17 protein-coding genes, 1 pseudogene and 1 riboswitch are annotated in these 18,174 nt (G+C 38.0%); of the genes and pseudogenes, 6 read left to right on the top strand and 12 right to left on the bottom strand.

What is annotated here, in order from left to right; genetic code table 11:
* Positions 1 to 95: 95 nt before the first annotated feature.
* On the bottom strand, positions 96 to 1,139 hold the full coding sequence (locus tag HXV90_RS01580) for a beta-carotene 15,15'-monooxygenase (RefSeq protein ID WP_103118400.1): 1,044 nt from the start codon (positions 1,137 to 1,139) through the stop codon (positions 96 to 98).
* A 98-nt stretch (positions 1,140 to 1,237) separates the two neighbouring features.
* Positions 1,238 to 2,131, bottom strand: a complete 894-nt coding sequence (locus HXV90_RS01575; protein WP_112118334.1) for an AraC family transcriptional regulator — start codon at positions 2,129 to 2,131, stop codon at positions 1,238 to 1,240.
* A gap of 106 nt (positions 2,132 to 2,237) precedes the next feature.
* Here HXV90_RS01575 and HXV90_RS01570 point away from each other — a divergent pair, with 106 nt between their 5' ends.
* Together HXV90_RS01570 and HXV90_RS01565 are read left to right on the top strand one after the other, a co-directional pair.
* Positions 2,238 to 3,155, top strand: coding sequence for a DMT family transporter (locus tag HXV90_RS01570; protein WP_269898210.1), 918 nt, complete (start codon positions 2,238 to 2,240; stop codon positions 3,153 to 3,155).
* A gap of 160 nt (positions 3,156 to 3,315) precedes the next feature.
* The gene (locus HXV90_RS01565; RefSeq protein ID WP_269898209.1) at positions 3,316 to 4,365 is read left to right on the top strand and encodes a Cj0069 family protein; all 1,050 of its coding nucleotides are present in this window, start codon (positions 3,316 to 3,318) and stop codon (positions 4,363 to 4,365) included.
* Positions 4,366 to 4,395: 30 nt separating this feature from the next.
* On the opposite strand, the gene HXV90_RS01560 is transcribed toward HXV90_RS01565, so the two are convergent.
* From HXV90_RS01560 to HXV90_RS01550, 3 genes are all read right to left on the bottom strand, one after another.
* A complete protein-coding gene (locus HXV90_RS01560; RefSeq protein WP_048392317.1) occupies positions 4,396 to 5,028 on the bottom strand; it encodes a LysE family translocator in 633 nt (210 codons plus the stop codon).
* A 102-nt stretch (positions 5,029 to 5,130) separates the two neighbouring features.
* Positions 5,131 to 5,874, bottom strand: coding sequence for a tetratricopeptide repeat protein (locus HXV90_RS01555; RefSeq protein ID WP_269898208.1), 744 nt, complete (start codon positions 5,872 to 5,874; stop codon positions 5,131 to 5,133).
* A 90-nt stretch (positions 5,875 to 5,964) separates the two neighbouring features.
* Positions 5,965 to 7,677: a methyl-accepting chemotaxis protein gene (locus HXV90_RS01550; protein ID WP_269898207.1), complete on the bottom strand. Its 1,713-nt coding sequence runs from the start codon at positions 7,675 to 7,677 to the stop codon at positions 5,965 to 5,967.
* 202 nt (positions 7,678 to 7,879) lie between these two features.
* Here HXV90_RS01550 and HXV90_RS01545 point away from each other — a divergent pair, with 202 nt between their 5' ends.
* From HXV90_RS01545 to nspC, 3 genes are all read left to right on the top strand, one after another.
* Positions 7,880 to 8,086: a hypothetical protein gene (locus HXV90_RS01545; RefSeq protein ID WP_004231223.1), complete on the top strand. Its 207-nt coding sequence runs from the start codon at positions 7,880 to 7,882 to the stop codon at positions 8,084 to 8,086.
* Between the two features lie 449 nt (positions 8,087 to 8,535).
* Positions 8,536 to 9,765 carry a saccharopine dehydrogenase family protein gene (locus HXV90_RS01540; RefSeq protein ID WP_048392314.1) on the top strand — a complete coding sequence of 410 codons (1,230 nt, stop codon included), beginning with the start codon at positions 8,536 to 8,538 and terminating at the stop codon, positions 9,763 to 9,765.
* On the top strand, positions 9,762 to 10,901 hold the full coding sequence (gene nspC / locus HXV90_RS01535) for a carboxynorspermidine decarboxylase (RefSeq protein ID WP_004231219.1): 1,140 nt from the start codon (positions 9,762 to 9,764) through the stop codon (positions 10,899 to 10,901). Before HXV90_RS01540 ends, nspC begins: the two co-directional genes overlap by 4 nt.
* A 45-nt stretch (positions 10,902 to 10,946) precedes the next feature.
* On the opposite strand, the gene HXV90_RS01530 is transcribed toward nspC, so the two are convergent.
* The 6 genes from HXV90_RS01530 to mce form a co-directional block, all read right to left on the bottom strand.
* Positions 10,947 to 11,828: an amidase gene (locus HXV90_RS01530; RefSeq protein ID WP_269898206.1), complete on the bottom strand. Its 882-nt coding sequence runs from the start codon at positions 11,826 to 11,828 to the stop codon at positions 10,947 to 10,949.
* A 43-nt stretch (positions 11,829 to 11,871) separates the two neighbouring features.
* A riboswitch (cyclic di-GMP riboswitch) is annotated at positions 11,872 to 11,963 on the bottom strand.
* Between the two features lie 137 nt (positions 11,964 to 12,100).
* A complete protein-coding gene (locus HXV90_RS01525; RefSeq protein WP_004231214.1) occupies positions 12,101 to 12,589 on the bottom strand; it encodes a chemotaxis protein CheW in 489 nt (162 codons plus the stop codon).
* Positions 12,590 to 12,612: 23 nt separating this feature from the next.
* Positions 12,613 to 13,728 carry a M20/M25/M40 family metallo-hydrolase gene (locus HXV90_RS01520; RefSeq protein ID WP_269898205.1) on the bottom strand — a complete coding sequence of 372 codons (1,116 nt, stop codon included), beginning with the start codon at positions 13,726 to 13,728 and terminating at the stop codon, positions 12,613 to 12,615.
* Positions 13,729 to 13,862: 134 nt separating this feature from the next.
* Positions 13,863 to 14,816 carry a hypothetical protein gene (locus HXV90_RS01515; protein WP_269898204.1) on the bottom strand — a complete coding sequence of 318 codons (954 nt, stop codon included), beginning with the start codon at positions 14,814 to 14,816 and terminating at the stop codon, positions 13,863 to 13,865.
* 106 nt (positions 14,817 to 14,922) lie between these two features.
* A complete protein-coding gene (locus tag HXV90_RS01510; RefSeq protein WP_009370220.1) occupies positions 14,923 to 16,470 on the bottom strand; it encodes an acyl-CoA carboxylase subunit beta in 1,548 nt (515 codons plus the stop codon).
* 5 nt (positions 16,471 to 16,475) lie between these two features.
* Positions 16,476 to 16,889 (bottom strand): methylmalonyl-CoA epimerase, encoded by a 414-nt coding sequence (gene mce, locus HXV90_RS01505; RefSeq protein WP_269898203.1) that lies wholly within the window; start codon positions 16,887 to 16,889, stop codon positions 16,476 to 16,478.
* Positions 16,890 to 17,052: 163 nt separating this feature from the next.
* On the opposite strand from mce, the gene HXV90_RS23475 reads away from it, so the two are divergent.
* Positions 17,053 to 17,109, top strand: a complete 57-nt coding sequence (locus HXV90_RS23475; protein ID WP_233732816.1) for a hypothetical protein — start codon at positions 17,053 to 17,055, stop codon at positions 17,107 to 17,109.
* 22 nt (positions 17,110 to 17,131) lie between these two features.
* Here the strand turns inward: HXV90_RS23475 and HXV90_RS01495 are convergent.
* Positions 17,132 to 18,141: pseudogene (locus HXV90_RS01495) on the bottom strand (aromatic acid exporter family protein).
* Between the last annotated feature and the right edge of the window lie 33 nt (positions 18,142 to 18,174).

Here is an 18,174-nt window from a genome sequence, read left to right as displayed (position 1 = left end):
TTAAAATTAGTTTAAATAGTATTAAAATCAATCAATAAAAAAATAGTCAATGTTTTGATGACAAAACATTGACTACTACTTTTTTATAAGTAATTTTAATGATGTTGGCTCATTGCCATTCCTTCTACAAGCATTTGTCTAAATTCTTGAACCTGGTCTGCTTTAATGGCTATGTGACTATAGTGCTTCTTGATCCCTAGCATAAACGTTACTTCCACAGGCTCTTTCATTTTCAAAATAAAATGCGGATAGGCCTCACCAAAATCACGTGCTATAAAGTCTATCGTATCTTTTGATAATTTTCCCTCTAACCGCTCCTTGTCTTCGATGATTTCAGCAATATGATCAAAACGAATTTCAGTACGTTTCATTAATCCCAGAGATAAGTACAATGTATCATTTGTGACATAAACAGGGTTTAGGCGAATAGCCTGCATATCCGCAAGAAAGAAGATTACTGAATAAATATTAAAAACAAGCAACACAATGGAAAGTATCATTGACTTTTCATGTAGCCACCAGTGAATACCAATCGTTTCAATAGCAATCCCATGAATAATCATGAGCTGAAAAGCGATATAGCTAGAATTTTTATGCAAAGATAAACCTTGTCGTTCTTGTCTTTTCCAACTCGCGAAACCATAATAAAGCACTAATAAATCAGCACAGATCATCTGAATAACTGGATGCTTGGGTGCATGTTTTTCTACAGCTTTTGAAAATGAAAAGAGATCTGGTAAAGAGCTTCTCCGCACTTCCCCTAGGATTTTTGGCAGGTATCGTACAAGTGTTGCCACTAGGATAATTTCTAATAGAATAATAGACCCTTCAATCGCAAAGCCAGCCCATGTCACTGCCACATAAGGCTGAAGGTGTTCCATAGGAATGATAAAACGTGCAGCAATACAGCCAGCTGCAGCTAATAGGATGGCTTGCTTTAATGAAAATTTACCTTTATAAAGCATAAATAGCACAGGCACCACCACAATACAGTCAATTAATGAGCCCATGACAACACCATTTGTTTCGATAGGTAAAAGGGATGTGCCAAATCCTGTATTATAGAGTGTATAGTTACTCGCTAATACCACTAATAATAAGGCTAGCCAAATATTTTGCTTACTTTTTAAGACCATCATTCACAATGCCCCCTCTCTACTAATAATTTTACTTTATGCCAAATGGTTCATCTTGTATAGAATTTGAGAATAAAAGATGGTCCTATTTCCATTCACGTTCAATTATTTTTCACACTTAAAAACTTCTTACGATAAACATGTGGCGGATAGCCAGTGTATTCTTTAAACTTTTCAATATAATAACTGACGGTACTAAAGCCTGTATTAACAGCTATTTCTGTTATCGATAGCTCATTACCCTTCAATAATTCTATGCTTTTGCGCAGTCGATATTGGCATAAATAGGTAAACGGTGTCATGCCCACTATTTTCTTAAAAAAACGACTACATTCAGCGCGACTTATATACACATGGCTAGCTAAATCTTCTAATGCTATTTTCTGCTGATAATGTGCATGTAAAAAATCTAGCATAGCTTTTGCTCGTTCATGCTGCACAATAGTGGCAGAATCCATTATTTGTTCTGTCAATAAGGATTGGGTTAGCATGGATTCCCAAATAAATAGAAGCTCTCTCCGTACTTTTAACTCAAAAAAAGCGGTTTGCTCTCGCATTAATTCCGCAATCGTTGCTACTTTCTGTGCCAACTCTCCTGTTAGTTTGACATAAGGTATTCGATTTCTTGTAATATACGGTTCTACATATTTTGAGAAAAAGATACTGCCCTCATGCCCCCCCATTAACTTTGGATCTACATTTACACAATAAACGATCGCTTGCTCAATTTGATAAGGCTTTGCTTCATGTAATCCAGAGGCATTAATAAAGAGCCCCTCGCCTTGGTTCAAAACAAAAACGTCGGTCCCCACTCGATACTGAGCACATCCCTTTTTTATCAAAACAAATTGTATTTCTTTATGCCAATGGAGAGGTAGAAAATCCATGCTTTCTAATCGCATAATCGTTTCATACAAGGCAACTGGAAATTCTTTTGTTCCATGCAAGGTTAATTCTTGTAAATCCTTGGCAATTTTAATATGTGTTAACGGCATCTCTAACACCTCAATATATTGATATTTTATTGGATTAAATCGATATTTATTTCCACTTAGTCACTTTATAATCATCTTATATTGATAGTTTAGGAGATGTAAACAGATGAATCAAATTATCCAAAATAAACGTACACTGGGCTTTCTACTAGTTATTCTTGGAGCAAGTTTCTGGGGAATCGGAGGGACCGTTGCCCAACGACTATTTCAGCAGGACAATTTAGAGGTCGGCTGGCTTGTTTCTAGTCGTTTACTTTTAGCAGGTTTGTTACTAATAGCTATTTATAGAATGACCCATCGGCATGAATCCATTTTCGTCATATGGCGCACAAAGCAAAATGCTTTTAGACAAATTTTATTTAGCCTACTTGGCATGCTTGCTGTCCAATACACCTATATGATGTCAATCGCTATTGGTAATTCAGCTGTAGCCACATTATTGCAATATTTAGCACCACTGTTTATCATGGCTTATTACTTTCTAACGAGGCAAAGTCCATTGACAAAGCAGGATGGTATAGCTGTGTCACTTACACTTGTTGGGACCTTTTTATTATTAACAAACGGTTCTTTTTCAACATTGTCCGTTCCTTTAATGGCTGTGTTATGGGGTATCTTATCTGGTCTTTCTGTTGCATTTTATACCATTTATGCCGTCCCACTTTTACAGCAATTCCATTCATTACTAGTTGTCGGCTGGTCGATGATCATCGGTGGTATAGTTATGAGTATAGCTCACCCACCATGGGCTATCGATCTATCTGATTGGACGTTTTCAACCATTGCCTATTTTCTCTTTATTGTTATTTTTGGGACAATGCTCGCTTTTTGGTTTTATATTGCTAGCTTGCACTATCTTTCACCAAAGGAGTCAAGCCTACTAGGTAGTCTTGAACCATTAATGGCTGTCATCACAAGTGTTTGGTGGTTAAAGATTGCTTTTGGTGGCTATCAGTTTATTGGTACATTGCTAATTCTTCTTATGATTTTATACCTTACAGTATTTCAGAAAAAGCAAGCTTGAAAACAGAAAATTAAGAGAGTTATGAACTTTAATAGTCAATACCTCCTATTACCGAGATAGTAATATATGAATTTATACATAAAATTTACATATTTTATCTATCTTTTCTCCTTATTTGTCTACTATACTGAACATAACAACAGATATAAGGAGGTATTTTATGGATAAAAAAGTTATTTTTTTTGAGGTGGAAGGCGGCACAGATAAAGGACCAGATGGCTATCGCCCAGATACAATGCCAATGGTGGAAGCGCTACAGCAACGTGGACAGGATGCAGAGGTACTCTTCTTTGATATCACAAAAAAGCAGGAAATCTTTCACTATGTTAAGGAACATGGTATTGCCTATGTATCTCGCATTAACCCAGGCAACTTACAGCATGAGGAAGAGTACTTTGCTATGCTACGAGAGCTATGCCAAGCTGGCGTTATAGGGATGCCACATCCAGACGCCATGATTAGCTATGGTTCAAAAGACGTATTATCAAAACTGACGACAACAAATTTAGTACCTGATGATACATTTGCCCACTACACAATCGAAGCATTCAAAAAACAATTCCCTACTTCCTTAGCCTTAACAGAGCGTGTTTTGAAGCAAAATCGTGGTTCAACTGGAGAAGGTATTTGGCGTGTAAAATTGGTGGAACCGCTAGCAGAGGGTATCACTGAAGTGCCACTTGATGCACAAATCAAATGTACTGAAGCAAAAGATAATCATGTAGAATATTGGCAGCTTGGCGACTTTATGACATTTTGTGAGCAGTATATTACAGGGACGAATGGTATGTTAATCGATATGCGCTTTCTTCCAAGGATTACAGAAGGCGAAATCCGCTTATTCATGTTGCGCGATCATCCTGTACACGTCGTACATAAAAAACCAGCTGCTACCGAGGATGCCTTTAGTGCAACTCTATTCTCTGGCGCTCAATATCGCTATGACAAACCTGAAGACTGGCAAGAGCTGGTACAAAACTTTTTAAAGCAGCTCCCTCAAGTAACAAACCTACTAGGCAATTATGATTTACCGCTAATCTGGACAGCCGACTTTATGCTAGATACCAATGAAGTCGGAGAAGATTGCTATATTTTAGGTGAGATGAATTGTTCTTGTGTGGGCTTTACTTCAGAACTAGCATTAGCACATGAAGTAGCAGAAGAAATTTTAGCTTGTTTAAAAGAGCATACTGAGGCTATTGCGCAATAAAAAAAGTGCGATCTTTAGGGATCGCACTTTTCATATATAAATCTTAATTCCTTGTATAAATTCATAGATAAAATAACAAGCAAAACCAATCAATAAGAATCCTGCGACAATGGTAAATGTCCTAATCATCTTCCGATTCATAGCTTTACGAGTAACCGAGACAATGGTCAGCAAACCGATATCGTGGAGTAAAATTCCACTTAAAACACCAGCAGCAATAATTAAAAAGCTCGTTGACTCCCCTTGTCCATAAGATTTTGCTAGCACCACACCAAATACGTTGACCCAAAAAACAAGATTACCAGGCGAAATGGCCACTAGTAAGCCGTTAAAATAAGAGGCAAAAAACGATTTGGTTACTTTTTCTCCTGCCAATGTAATATCATGGTCAGCGTTCTTGATAGAATCATAGCCTAACAAGAATAAAAAGCCCGCTCCAATAATCCACATAGGTAGTTGAATTAAAGGCATAGCCAAGATGGAAGCTAGTCCCATATACAAAGCAAAAACCAATACAATATCAATGGTCATGCCACCAAGTCCAACTGCCCAGCCGTGCATAAAACCATTTTTGAGTCCTTGCTTTGTCATTTCTACTGTAATAGCTCCTACAGGCATGGCAATGGCAAGTCCTACCAATACATACGCTACATATAAACTCAAAAAAACACTTCTTTCATGTCATCGATAAGCTTCATACGTCCGTTTATGGTTTCACTATAGCATAATTATACTAGAAAGGAAATAATTATTAATAGATACCTGTTAGAGCATTTGCTTTTTCCATTGCGCTAACAAATCTTTTGACTTCTCCAAATCCAATTTCAATGTGACCTGCTTAGCTGTACAACGTTTTTTAGCTTTCTCCCATGCTTCTTCCAAGGCAGGTAAATAGCTTAAATTTTTTGTCGCTGCTACTAGCTGGAAAAATATATTACCTTGAATATAGTGCCAACGAGGATTCATTCCATCTAGGAGTATTGCTTCTTCAATCAGTCTTAATGCCAAATAAGGGCTACCTTCGTGACGATTTAAAAACTGTGCAAATGCTCCCCAATACAATGCCTTATTAGGCTGCAATTTGATTGCCTCCGCATACTGTACTGATGCCTTATCCTGTTCTTTTGCAAGGACATAATATTCTGCCATTGTATAGTAGGCGTTCGCCTGCGCTTCTATAGGTCCTGCTAATAATTCATCGACCACTTTACCAAATTGCTCATCATCCTGACTACCTATATAAGCTGCGAGAACATCTCGTTCTGGATACGAACCATCTATACGTTCCACACTTTGCTTTACTTTGTCATCAGTAGGCTGAGGCATATTTGCATACCCATTTACCTCTAGCATTGCCACATGCTGCTGAATGACTTGATAGGCCTCTTCTGCGATCGCTGTATCATTGCCCAATATTTCTTTAGCTAGTTGATAACTTTCCTTTACTTGACCACTCAAAAATAAGTCATTGACTTGTTGAACTTGCTCGTTGATTTGTTTTACCACCATTAAAATCCTCACCTTCGCAAAAGAAAAATCTTATTGCTAGTTTACCATTTAAGTAGTATAAGCAAAAGCCAACATGTCCTAATCTTTCTATTATTCTTTTAATTTAAACGCCTTTACATGCTGTTCGAGTGTGTGTGCCATGTGATTTGTTTCATTAGAGCCATGTGCCACCTCATCAATGCTTGCAGTTGTTTGCTGTGCTGCGACAGTAATCATATTCATCGTTTCTTCTATATCACGAATAGATTCTGTTAATTGTTGAATCATCTGCACAATACGTGTAGATTTTTCGTTTTCAGCGGTCATAGCATTAGAAATGGTAATCATTTCTTCTACTGTTGCAGCCACTGCTGTAGAAATATTTCCTAAAGATTGTGCGGTTAGACGCACTGTCTCTGTTCCTTTTTCAATATATTGCGTATTATCATTCGTAGATGACATGACCTGCTGCACATGCTTCATTATATCCTGAATAAGCTGTTCAACTTGCAATACCTCTTGATTAGATTGCTCAGCAAGCTTCCGTACTTCCTCAGCAACAATAGCAAAGCCTTTGCCATGCTCCCCTGCTCTAGCCGCTTCAATGGAAGCATTCAGTGCTAGCAAATTTGTTTGTGATGCGATGTTTGCAATAGACGTTGTAATCGTTTGAATTTTGGTTGCAGATGTAACTAAGTTTTCTACTGTTTGTCGTACCTCACCTGATCCGCTGTGAATTAGTGCCATATCATTGCTTATATCTTTTGCTAGTCGCTCACCCTCTGTTGCTAATTCCATCGTTTGTCGAGCGTTATCAGCACTGTTATTGGCATTGCTTTGAATCATTTGAAGGTCCTGCGCTAAAGAAGTAAGAACATCTGTCGCATTTTCAGCATGGTGCATCCCTGCCGTCACGGCACTTGTTACCTCTTCGATATTATTGGCGACACCTTGAATGGTATTGCTCATATCGTTCAAAGTGGAAGCGGTTTCATCTGCGTTATTCGTTAAAGTGTTAGAAGTGGAACGCATCGTCATAATCATATTTTGTAAATTAGCTGTCATTCGATTTAATGTATTCGCTAAATCCGCTACTTCATCTTTACTGTTAATTTTTGTTTCAGGTACAGCTAAATTACCATTGGCAATTTCTTTCGCCTGCTGAATCAGCACACTAATCGGTCTTACTTTACGACGAATTAAAAAGCCTGTAATGATGGAAGCAATTAGCATAGGGAAAATACTAATTAAAATCCCATTTCGTACAACATCCCATGTTCGCTCCTTCACGATATTAGCATCAAAGTCGATGACACTAATGGCAATAATTTCTTTACTGGAATCATGGTCTTTAAAAATAGGAGCATAGCCAGATAAACGGTCCATCCCTGCATAGGTATAAGGCTGTGAGTATGTTGGATGCTTATGTGTAAGCAACATATCAATAGCTTCTTTATCTAAATAAAATTGATCACCAGGGGCATAACCTTTTTCAGCCAAATGATCATCAAGCGCTAATAATGTGCCATCCAACGATAAAATATATTGTGTTTGGAAAATATCTTTATGACCTGTTGTCCAGTTCAAATCGTTCCCAATGCTTTCCTGTACAGCCTTGTCGCCTTGAATGGCCTTGTCCAATTGTTGCGGATTGATCAAACCTGTCGTAATATTGGCACAGCCATAGGCCTCAACACCAGCAGCATCATAAAGTTTATTGTAAGCAGTTATGTATGTAGCGAACGAAGTAATCCCTAGCATCACCACTAAAATACCAGCGATAATCGTCCCAAGTTGAAAAGTTAATGAATTGCGTAATTTCACGATCCATCCTCTCCCCTTTCTTGTAATAATCTATGAATATTCCTTTTGTGTTTCATCATACTACAAAAAGATGTATTAAAAAAGCATCTTTAATTATTCTAGTAAGATAAAAACATTGGAAAAAGTTCTGAATTGTGCGATAATTGAAGTTAATTATCTTAAATCCTGAGCATTACCAATTCATCTAATAGGAGGGCTTGCTATGAATAAACGCTTTCATCTAGTATCGATTGTTACAGGCAACTTGTTAACAATAGGGGCCATTTTTATTTATGCCATGCAAAGTCAAGTGGGAGTAGCCCTCAGTACGTATGCTCTTGTGATGGGTTTTTTTAGTACTTTGCTTGTGGTTTTCTTCTATATATGGGGGGAAGAAAAACAACAAGTATCCAATCGTTTTCTGAAATAATATGCATCATTTTCCAGTACACAGATACCTGTAGCACGTTTAATGTGGTTCCTTCCCTTTCTATATGTAGAGGGATTTTTTTATGTAAAGTTAGTAGAAATGATTTAGTAGTTGGTATCAAATCGTCAATCGGTAGAGATACTATGTCAAAACATTCATTTAGAAAAATATTTACTTGATGTCGTAGTATCTTGGATGAATTGTGATATAACTTCACCAATTATTTAGGTCTATACAACAGCAACTTTCCTCTATTTTTACTAAAATGGCGTTGTAGATTTATTCATGATTCCCTTCTTTTCCGAGGCATTCCCCTCCTTATACGTCTAATTGTTGTAGAAAAATAAAATTTTTTGTAGAAAATTTTAAAACAATGATTGAGTAGTATATCAATTTTCTGTATAATCAGCTTGTTTGACAATACTTTATATGAACTTGGGGGTAGACAATTGGGTAAAGCATTGATTATCGGAGCTGGCGGAGTTGCCAGTGTTGTGGTACACAAGTGTGTTCAAAATTCGGACGTATTTGAGGAAATTTGTATCGCAAGTAGAACTGTTTCAAAATGTGACGCTCTAAAAGAAAAACTAGACGGCGGAAAAACAAAAATTCATACTGCACAGGTAGACGCAGACAATACAGAAGAGGTTATTGAGCTTATTAAAGCTTTCGGACCAGATGTAGTGATTAACGTGGCTCTACCTTATCAGGACTTAACGATTATGGATGCTTGCTTAGCGACAGGTGTGCACTATGTGGATACTGCAAACTACGAGCCACCTGAAACGGCAAAATTTGAATATAAATGGCAATGGGCTTATAAAGAGAAGTTTGAAAAAGCTGGCTTAACTGCATTACTTGGAAGCGGTTTTGACCCAGGTGTAACAGGCGTTTTCACAGCTCATGCACAAAAACATGAATTTGATGAAATCCACTATATCGATATCGTGGATGCCAATGCGGGAGATCATGGATATCATTTCGCAACAAACTTCAACCCAGAAATTAACATTCGTGAAATTACAGCGAATGGTCGTTACTGGAAAGAAGGCGAGTGGATTGAAACTGCACCACTTGAGAAAAAAGAAGTGTATAACCTACCTGAAATCGGACCAAAAGATATTTACCTTCTATACCATGAAGAGCTTGAATCCCTTGCAAAAAATATCAAAGGTTTAAAACAAATCCGCTTCTGGATGACGTTCTCTGAAAAATACTTAACACACTTAAAAGTGTTAGAAAACGTAGGTATGACATCAATTGAGCCAATCGAATTCGAAGGGCAAATGATTCAACCAATCCACTTCCTTAAAGCGGTATTACCAGATCCAGCTTCACTTGGACCACGTACGAAAGGTAAAACAAACATCGGTTGTATCATTCGCGGTCTAAAAGATGGCAAAGAAAAAACGTACTATGTGTACAACGTATGTGACCACGAAGAGTGCTACAACGAGGTTGGTTCACAAGCGATTTCTTACACAACTGGCGTACCAGCTATGATCGGTGCAATGCTTGTGATGAACGGTGAATGGCGTAAACCAGGTGTATGGAATGTGGAAGATTTCAATCCAGATCCATTCATGGATGCACTAAATAAATGGGGTCTACCATGGCAAGAAAGCCATAACCCAGAATTATTAGACCTTGATTTAGATGCAAAGGAATTAAGCCGATGAAACCAATTGATTTTTCAAAAGTTCCATCCCCTTCTTATGTAGTGGATGAGCGATTATTAACAAAGAATCTTGAGCTTTTAAAATCAATTCAAGATCGAACAGGCTGCCGCATTTTATTAGCCCTTAAAGGCTTCTCTATGCATTCAACATTCCCACTAGTAGGGGAATATTTAGCGGGCATTACATCTAGCTCACTGCATGAGGCACGTCTTGGCTATGAAAAAATGGGCAAAGAAGTTCACGTTTATGCACCTGCTTATATTGAGCATGAAATGGACGAGCTTCTAGGCTATGTGGATCACATCGTATTTAACTCATTTAACCAATGGGCTCAGTTCAAGGATAAAGTTAAATCTGCTGGTAAAACAATTGAATGTGGTATTCGTGTGAATCCTGAATACTCTGAAATTGAAACAGCTCTTTATGATCCTTGTTACACAAACTCTCGCCTTGGTACAACATTGGCTAACTTTGATAAATCACAGCTTGATGGTATCGATGGCTTACACTTCCATGCGATGTGTGAACAAAATTCTGATACATTAGAGCGTATTATTGAAGTAGTTGAGGAAAAATTTGGTGATGTTTTACACCAAATGAAATGGTTAAACTTCGGTGGCGGTCACCATATTACACGTGATGATTATGATGTAGAAAAACTTGTGAACATCATTAATTATATTCAAGAAAAGTATAACCTGCTTGTTTATCTTGAGCCAGGTGAAGCAGTAGCCCTTAATACAGGCTATTTAGTAGCAACGGTGCTAGATATTCAAGAAAATGGAATGGATCTTGCTATTTTAGATACATCAGCAACATGTCACATGCCTGATGTACTTGAAATGCCTTACCGTCCAATGATTATTGGTTCTGGACAAGCAAATGAATTAGCACACACATATCGCTTAGGCGGACTAACATGTCTAGCTGGTGATGTGATTGGCGATTATTCGTTTGAACAGCCATTAAAACCAGGTGATCGTCTTGTATTCACAGATATGGCTCATTATTCAATGGTGAAAAACCATATGTTTAACGGTGTCAACTTACCATCTATCGTTTCTTATAATGATGAAGAAGGTATTAAAGTCATTCGTGAATTTAAATTCGAGGACTACAGTGGTCGACTATCCTAATACCAATAGAAAAGCCCTTCCAGTTTAACACTGGAAGGACTTTTTTTATGGACGCATGGTCATCCAATTCTCCACATAATGAATGGCTACTCCATAAAAAGCATCGTTATTTGAAAAATGTTGCTGAACAAGTATAAGCTGTTCATTCATAAAGGCTTCTCCATTATCATAAAAAGTAATATTTTCCCCTTCCTCTGAAGCGCCTGTTTCTACACCAATTACAATTGATTTATTCACAGTGGAAGCATAAGCGATTTCATGTTCTACAATAGAGATAATATCTTTTGCAGCATCACGATAGGCCATGATCGTCACACTATCCGTATGGTCAATGACCCAATCAGCTAATAACCCTTTTCCAAATTGGTTATTATACTGAACTTCATCAAACCAAAATGGCATATCTACTTCTAAAGTAAGTTGTAACTGACTTGCTTTCTCACTTGCTTTCATTATTAGTGTTTGATAGGATTCTATCGTTTGTGCTTGATGTAAACTCCATCCACTATTTAAATAAGGTTCTACATCAAGGTGAACCCCAGAAAATTGCTCAGATTCAGTTGAATTCTCATTATATGTATGTAACCAATTAAACAATTCGTCTTGGCTTCGACTACCCTCAGCTGAAACCCAGCTTGCAGCACCATCCAATGCATAAATGCGAATACCTCTGTGAGAAGCGTTACTAATAAAATGCTTATAGTCATTGCTCGCTATGCCTTGATCGATTTGCAGATAAACTTTATTGACATCGTTATGTTCTAAAAATAATAATATTTTTTCTTGGTCATCAATGATGAGGGATGTATCCCACAGCCAAGTAGCCTTTTCCTGTATAGACATTGCATCAACCTTTCCACTTGATAAAGCTAATGAACTAATCATGATGACGATTAGTGCGGTCCATACTTTTAATTGTCTCTTCATACGAACTAACTCCATTCTACTCGCCACGGCTCCTAGAACAGAACCTGGCAACCTGACAATCTTGCACTGAAATTATAGTGTTTAGACTCATGGCTTTGCGTCCCTCCCTTTCGGTGAAGTTTGCCTTTTTCAGTTTTTTCTTAATCATTATCATACGCGGTTAGTAATTGTTTGTCTGTAGGTATAATGCATAATTGTCACATGTATGATCACGTAAAAACGACAAAATACAGGTTAAATTTACTATTCAAACATAAAAAAACGTAGAGTACTTAAGCCTCTACGTTTTCCTTTTCATTTTCAAGCATTTTGTGTAAATAATCGATAATTTCTCGAATGCCCTCTAATGAATTAACCAGTATTTTTGGATCAACATATGTTATCATTCGATTTTCAAGATTAGCTACCGCAGTAAAATAGCGTGTTTTACTATAATTGACTAGACCCAATTGCTGAAGTACTGATTCATCGAAATCAAGAATTTCACGTGCTTCTGTAACAAGTAATCCATAATTAACAACATCTGTATTCAACACAATGATACGAGCAGTTGCTGTATTCGATGAACGATTGTACAGTATGCGTTCAAAATCAAGAACAGGTACAAGCTCACCGCGAATTCTTGTAAAGCCTAGAAGATAGTTAGGTAAATGAGGAATAGGTGTTACTTGCTCTAATTTTTCAATTGAAATCGCTTGCTCCACAGGCACAGCATACTCCTCTGTCCCACAAGCAAAAACGACTGCTTTGACACTTTCCATAGGGTCACATCCTTATTCGACTGTTAGTTTTTCGCCGATTCTTTGACGATTTCTACTAGTAAATCTGCTAATTTTTCAAGTTCTTCTACTGGTATTTTTTCATTTGTTGTATGGATATCCTCGTATCCAACAGATAAATTAACTGTAGGAATACCAAAGCCTGCGATGACGTTTGCATCTGAGCCTCCACCAGAAATGCCTAGTGTCGGTGTACGATCAATATTGCGTGCAGCAGCCATAGCTACCTGAACTACTTTATCAGATTCCGTTACACGGAAGCCTGGATACATTAGCTTCACTTCTACCTCTGCACGTGCGCCTAAAGAATCAGCTACTTGTTCAAACGTATTTTGCATATGCTTTGTTTGCGCATCCAATTTAGCTTTGTCTATAGAGCGTGCTTCTGCAAGGATTGTCACTTCGTCACAAACAATATTCGTCGCTTGTCCACCTTCAAAACGCCCAATATTCGCTGTTGTTTCTTCATCTAAACGACCTAGTTTCATTTGAGCAATGCATTTTGATGCGACTGTTATGGCAGAAATGCCCTTTTCAGGAGCAACCCCTGCATGTGCCGTTTTTCCAATAATTTTTGTGAAAATTTTCGCTTGGAATGGTGCTGCTGTCACGATACCACCAACTTTGCCATCGCTATCAACCGCAAATCCATATTTTGCTTTAATGTTAGCTGGATCTAACTCTTTAGCGCCAACAAGGCCACTTTCTTCACCAGCCGTAATAATAAATTCAATATCGCCATGTGCAATATTTTGCTCTTTCAAACGTTTGACCATCTCAAATAGAGCAGCTAGTCCTGCTTTATCATCGGCACCTAAAATCGTCGTACCATCTGATACGATATAGCCATCTTCACGTAAAGATGGTTTGATGCCTTTTCCTGGAACGACAGTATCCATATGAGAAGTGAAATAGATTGGCTCTACATCCAGTGTGCCTTTTAATGTGGCAATAATATTACCTGCCCCATGTCCATTACGCGTATGTGCATCGTCTTGAATCACTGAAAATCCAAGTGCAGTTAACTTATCTACAAGAATTGGTGCTATTAGTTGTTCATGTTTTGTTTCCGAATCAATTTGTACGAGCTCAAAAAACTCTTCTACTAAACGACTTGTCATGTTGTAAAACTCCCTTAGTTTACGTGTATTTCCACGTTATAGTATATGTATCATTTTAGCACAACGTCAGAAGAGTTGAAATCATTGAACAATACTACCAAAATAAAAAGTCTGAGAAAAATCTCAGACTTTCCCTAGTCATTGAAAATAAGCTCTTTTTCTTTTTCTAATGATTGTAGGTAGTTGACTGCTTTATTATGTTTATCCTGTAAGCGCCAAATCGTATTATGTACATCATCTTGAACACGCGAGACCTGTTCCCTTGCTGTCGAGATTTTAGAATGAACAGACCATGCTGAAAAAATATCATCAAAAAAGTAATCAGCAAACTTAACAATCCCATCTGTTTCAATATGCAGCGATTTCGTAGACATTTCATGAACATCTAATAATTCATTATGAAACCGTTGTAACGCAATTTGAGCACTATGTAAATAGTTTTCAGACTGATTGAGTGCATCATGCTTTAAGTGCGTAGCAATCAGCCCACCGCCCAAAAATGTATCCCATGTGGAATATCCATTGGCCGAATGTAATGAAGCTGCTGCTTGCCCTAGCCTTGTAAGAGCTACTTCTCCCGCTTCCTCCGCCTCTTTAATTTCTCTAATGAGCTGCTTTGTTAGCATTTCCTCATGTGCTAAATGCTCTAGCCTTTCTGCTTGGGCAGCATCATGAATCAGTAAATACTTCTTCTTTTTAAGGTAGACCTGTTGAAGTGATTGCTGTAGCGCATTTTCATCAATCTGGGCAAGCTGATTCATCACTTGCACGTTGTCCTCTGCTAAATCATTTTGCATTTTCTTTGCTTCATTCAGCTTTAATTCAAGTACTGCCGCCTTATCAATTTTTTCTGCCCTCAGTTCATCTTGTTGCCCTGTCCATGTACGAATCATATTCATAAACGAGAAACCATCCAATTTATCAAGTTTGGATCGAATTTGGTGGAGTGCTGCTGTATGAGTGTCTATTTCCTGTTGTGTATGTTTAATTTGCCCATCAATTAACTGATTTTGTTCGTTTAATCTAGATGCTTTTCTAAGTTGTGCATGAATCTTTTCTTGCTCTGTTTGTAATTGCTGCCATTCCATTCATCTCAACTCCTCATATCTATCAGTACGGATGACAAACAAAAATGTTTCACTTTTTGGCAATGAAAAACCTAGCAACTTTTGAGCTGCTAGGCTTGTATGACTATTATAGAGGAATATTACCGTGCTTTTTCTCTGGACGTGTTTCATGTTTGTTTGACAGCATATCAAGTCCTTGAATCAGCTTGATACGTGTATCTCGTGGATCGATTACGTCGTCTACCATACCGCGAGATGCTGCAACATATGGGTTAGCAAATTTCTCTTTATATTCTTCGATTTTTGCTGCACGAGTTGCTTCTGGGTCATCTGATTTTGCAATTTCACGGGCAAAAATGATGTTAGCTGCGCCAGCAGCACCCATAACAGCGATTTCAGCATTTGGCCATGCAAATACAAGGTCAGCACCAATTGATTTAGAGTTTAAGGCAACGTAAGCGCCTCCATAAGCTTTTCGTAAAATCACTGTAATTTTTGGAACAGTCGCTTCTGAATAAGCATAAAGAATTTTCGCACCATGACGAATAATACCACCATGTTCTTGTTTAACACCTGGGAAGAAGCCAGAAACGTCTTCAAATGTGATGATTGGGATATTGTATGCATCACAAGTACGAATGAAACGAGCAGCTTTATCAGAAGAATCGATATCTAAGCCACCAGCAAGAACTTTTGGTTGGTTACAAACAAGCCCAACTGATTCGCCAGCAATACGTGCAAAACCGACTACTACGTTTTTAGCAAACTCTGCATGTACTTCCATGAACGAACCTTCATCCACTACTTGCTCAACAACTTTACGTACATCATATGGACGTGTTGTTTCGATTGGTACTGTATCTACGATTTCTGGACGGTAGTCATCCCCTTCAGGTCTAGCTTGACGAGGTGCCTTTTCTTTATTGTTTTGTGGTAAGTAGCTTAATAGTTTTTTAATTTCATCAATCGCTGCCTCTTCAGAAGGAGCACGGAAATGAGCATTCCCACTGACCGCATTATTTACTTTCGAACCACCTAAATCTTCAGCAGAAATTTTCTCTCCTGTTACCGTTTCGATTACTTTAGGTCCTGTAATGAACATTTGAGATGTCTTATCCACCATTAGAATAAAGTCAGTAATAGCTGGAGAATAAACAGCTCCACCAGCACAAGGTCCCATAATCACAGAGATTTGTGGAATCACACCAGAATAAATGGCATTTCGGTAGAAAATATGACCATAGCCATCTAATGAAAGAACACCCTCTTGAATACGTGCACCGCCTGAGTCATTGATGCCGATAAATGGTGTACCATTTTTAGCAGCTAGATCCATCACTGTTGCCATTTTTTTCGCATGCATTTCACCAAGCGCCCCACCAAACACTGTGAAATCTTGAGAGAATAAGTATACTGGACGTCCGTTAATTTTACCGAATCCAGTTACGACACCATCACCAGGTCCCTCCATTTTTTCCATGCCGAAGTCTACTGTACGATGTGTAATAAATGGGTTGATTTCGAAAAATGTACCTTCGTCTAGCAACAAGTCTATACGCTCACGAGCAGTAAGTTTCCCCTTCTCATGCTGCTTATCGATGCGATCATAGCCACCACCAAGTTCAATTACCGTTTTACGGTCATACAAGTCATTGATTTTGTCGAACATATCCATACTAATCACTTATCCCCTTTTCCACTTTTATCACATAATTCATATAACACCCCAAATGAGGATTTAGGATGCATAAACGCAACCTCTGCCCCTCCAGCACCTGGCCCTGGCTCTTCGGATAAGAGACGTACACCTTTTTCACGAAGCTCTACCATTCGTTCACGAATTCCCGTCACGCCAAACGCAACATGATGAATTCCTTCTCCACGTTTTTCAATAAAACCATGGATGGCACTTTTATCACTCATTGGTTCTAATAACTCGATTTTCACGTTCCCTGCGTCGATAAATGCCACACGAACCTGTTGAGATTCTACTTCTTCCACTTTTATCAACTTTAAGCCCAAAGTTTCTGTATAATATGTAATGCGTTCATCAAGATCGCGCACTGCAATCCCAATATGGTCTACTTTCTCCATGGTGACATCTCCTTCTGTTATGGTACATACTCTATTTTACAGACTTTTTTGTCAAAACTCTACTACTTGAGAAATTTTTCAGATTTGCTAAACTATTTATAAGAAAAGAAGGAGCGAACGAGCATATGAGTAATAAAAATTTCAAAAAGTCGTTATTTATAGTATGATCGCAATTATGCTAATCTCATCTCTAGCATTCGGATTATCTATGATAATTTAAGGCAAAGCACGAGGCGTCCACACTACTGTGGGCGCTCTTTTTTAGCCTTTAACCCTTTAAATGACTGCTTTATTTCTAAATACCTGTCCATTTCCTCTATAAACTGATAGAGGGCTGCCTGAGCGATAAATTGCTCGTGGCTTTGTGGTAAAGGAAGCTGAGAAAAATCGCGCTTAACATGTTCGAGCTTTTCGCGATACTGACTAGCCGTATTCCCCGAATGAACATGCTCACCTAGGTCTTGTAAAAAATCTGCCACAATTTCAGCCTCTTGTACTATAACAGGTAATGTCGTCACTTTGGGTAGCACTCTTTCGATAATTTCTAGCTGCTGCTCTCGCATATCGAAATATACATAGTAATCATTTTTACGTCTTGTAAAATGGTTTTGAACATCTTTAAACGCTAATGATTTTGCCTCTTCTAGTGCTTTGATTGCATCGATAATTTCTTGGCCGTTCCACAACGTATCTCCTTGCCGTAAATAGCTGGCAATTTCTAAAAAAATCTTACTATATAGCTCCTCTATTTTGACTCTGTAGTAATTTAATTCCTTTTGAATGTCTGGCATATACATATTAATGGCAATCCCTGTTCCATAACCGATAGCCATCAACGCTAATTCATTATAAACAAGTGTTAATGAATAACCTTCAGCAGCGTAAATATGCATAATAATCACGACACTGGAGATAAATCCATCCGCAACCTTTAAAGATACAATAGTAGGAATAAAGAGTATAAGCATGCCTGCTAGTGTAAGTGGATGATAAGCAAATAACTCAAAGCTTACAAAGGCAAAAAGCATTGCTACAATACTTGCAATCAATCGTGTATAGGCTGCATAAATGGATTTCTTTTTGTTGGTTGCACACATAATATGGTTAGAATACCAGCAGATGCATATGAGGCTAAATCAAAATACTGTGCAATGGCAATAGCGATGGCCGCACCAATTGCTGTTTTTAAAGTTCGATAGCCGATTGAAAACTTCTTCAGGCCGACTGCCTCCCATCCTTTAGTACTCTTCACTCATTCAGCTAATTATTTAGCCAATATTACAAA

It is taken from the genome of Lysinibacillus sp. JK80 (genome assembly GCF_027557635.1).
Taxonomy (GTDB): Bacteria; Bacillota; Bacilli; order Bacillales_A; family Planococcaceae; genus Lysinibacillus; species Lysinibacillus capsici.
Note: the sequence above shows the minus strand (reverse complement) of the source record. Positions and strands in the feature narration are given on the sequence as shown.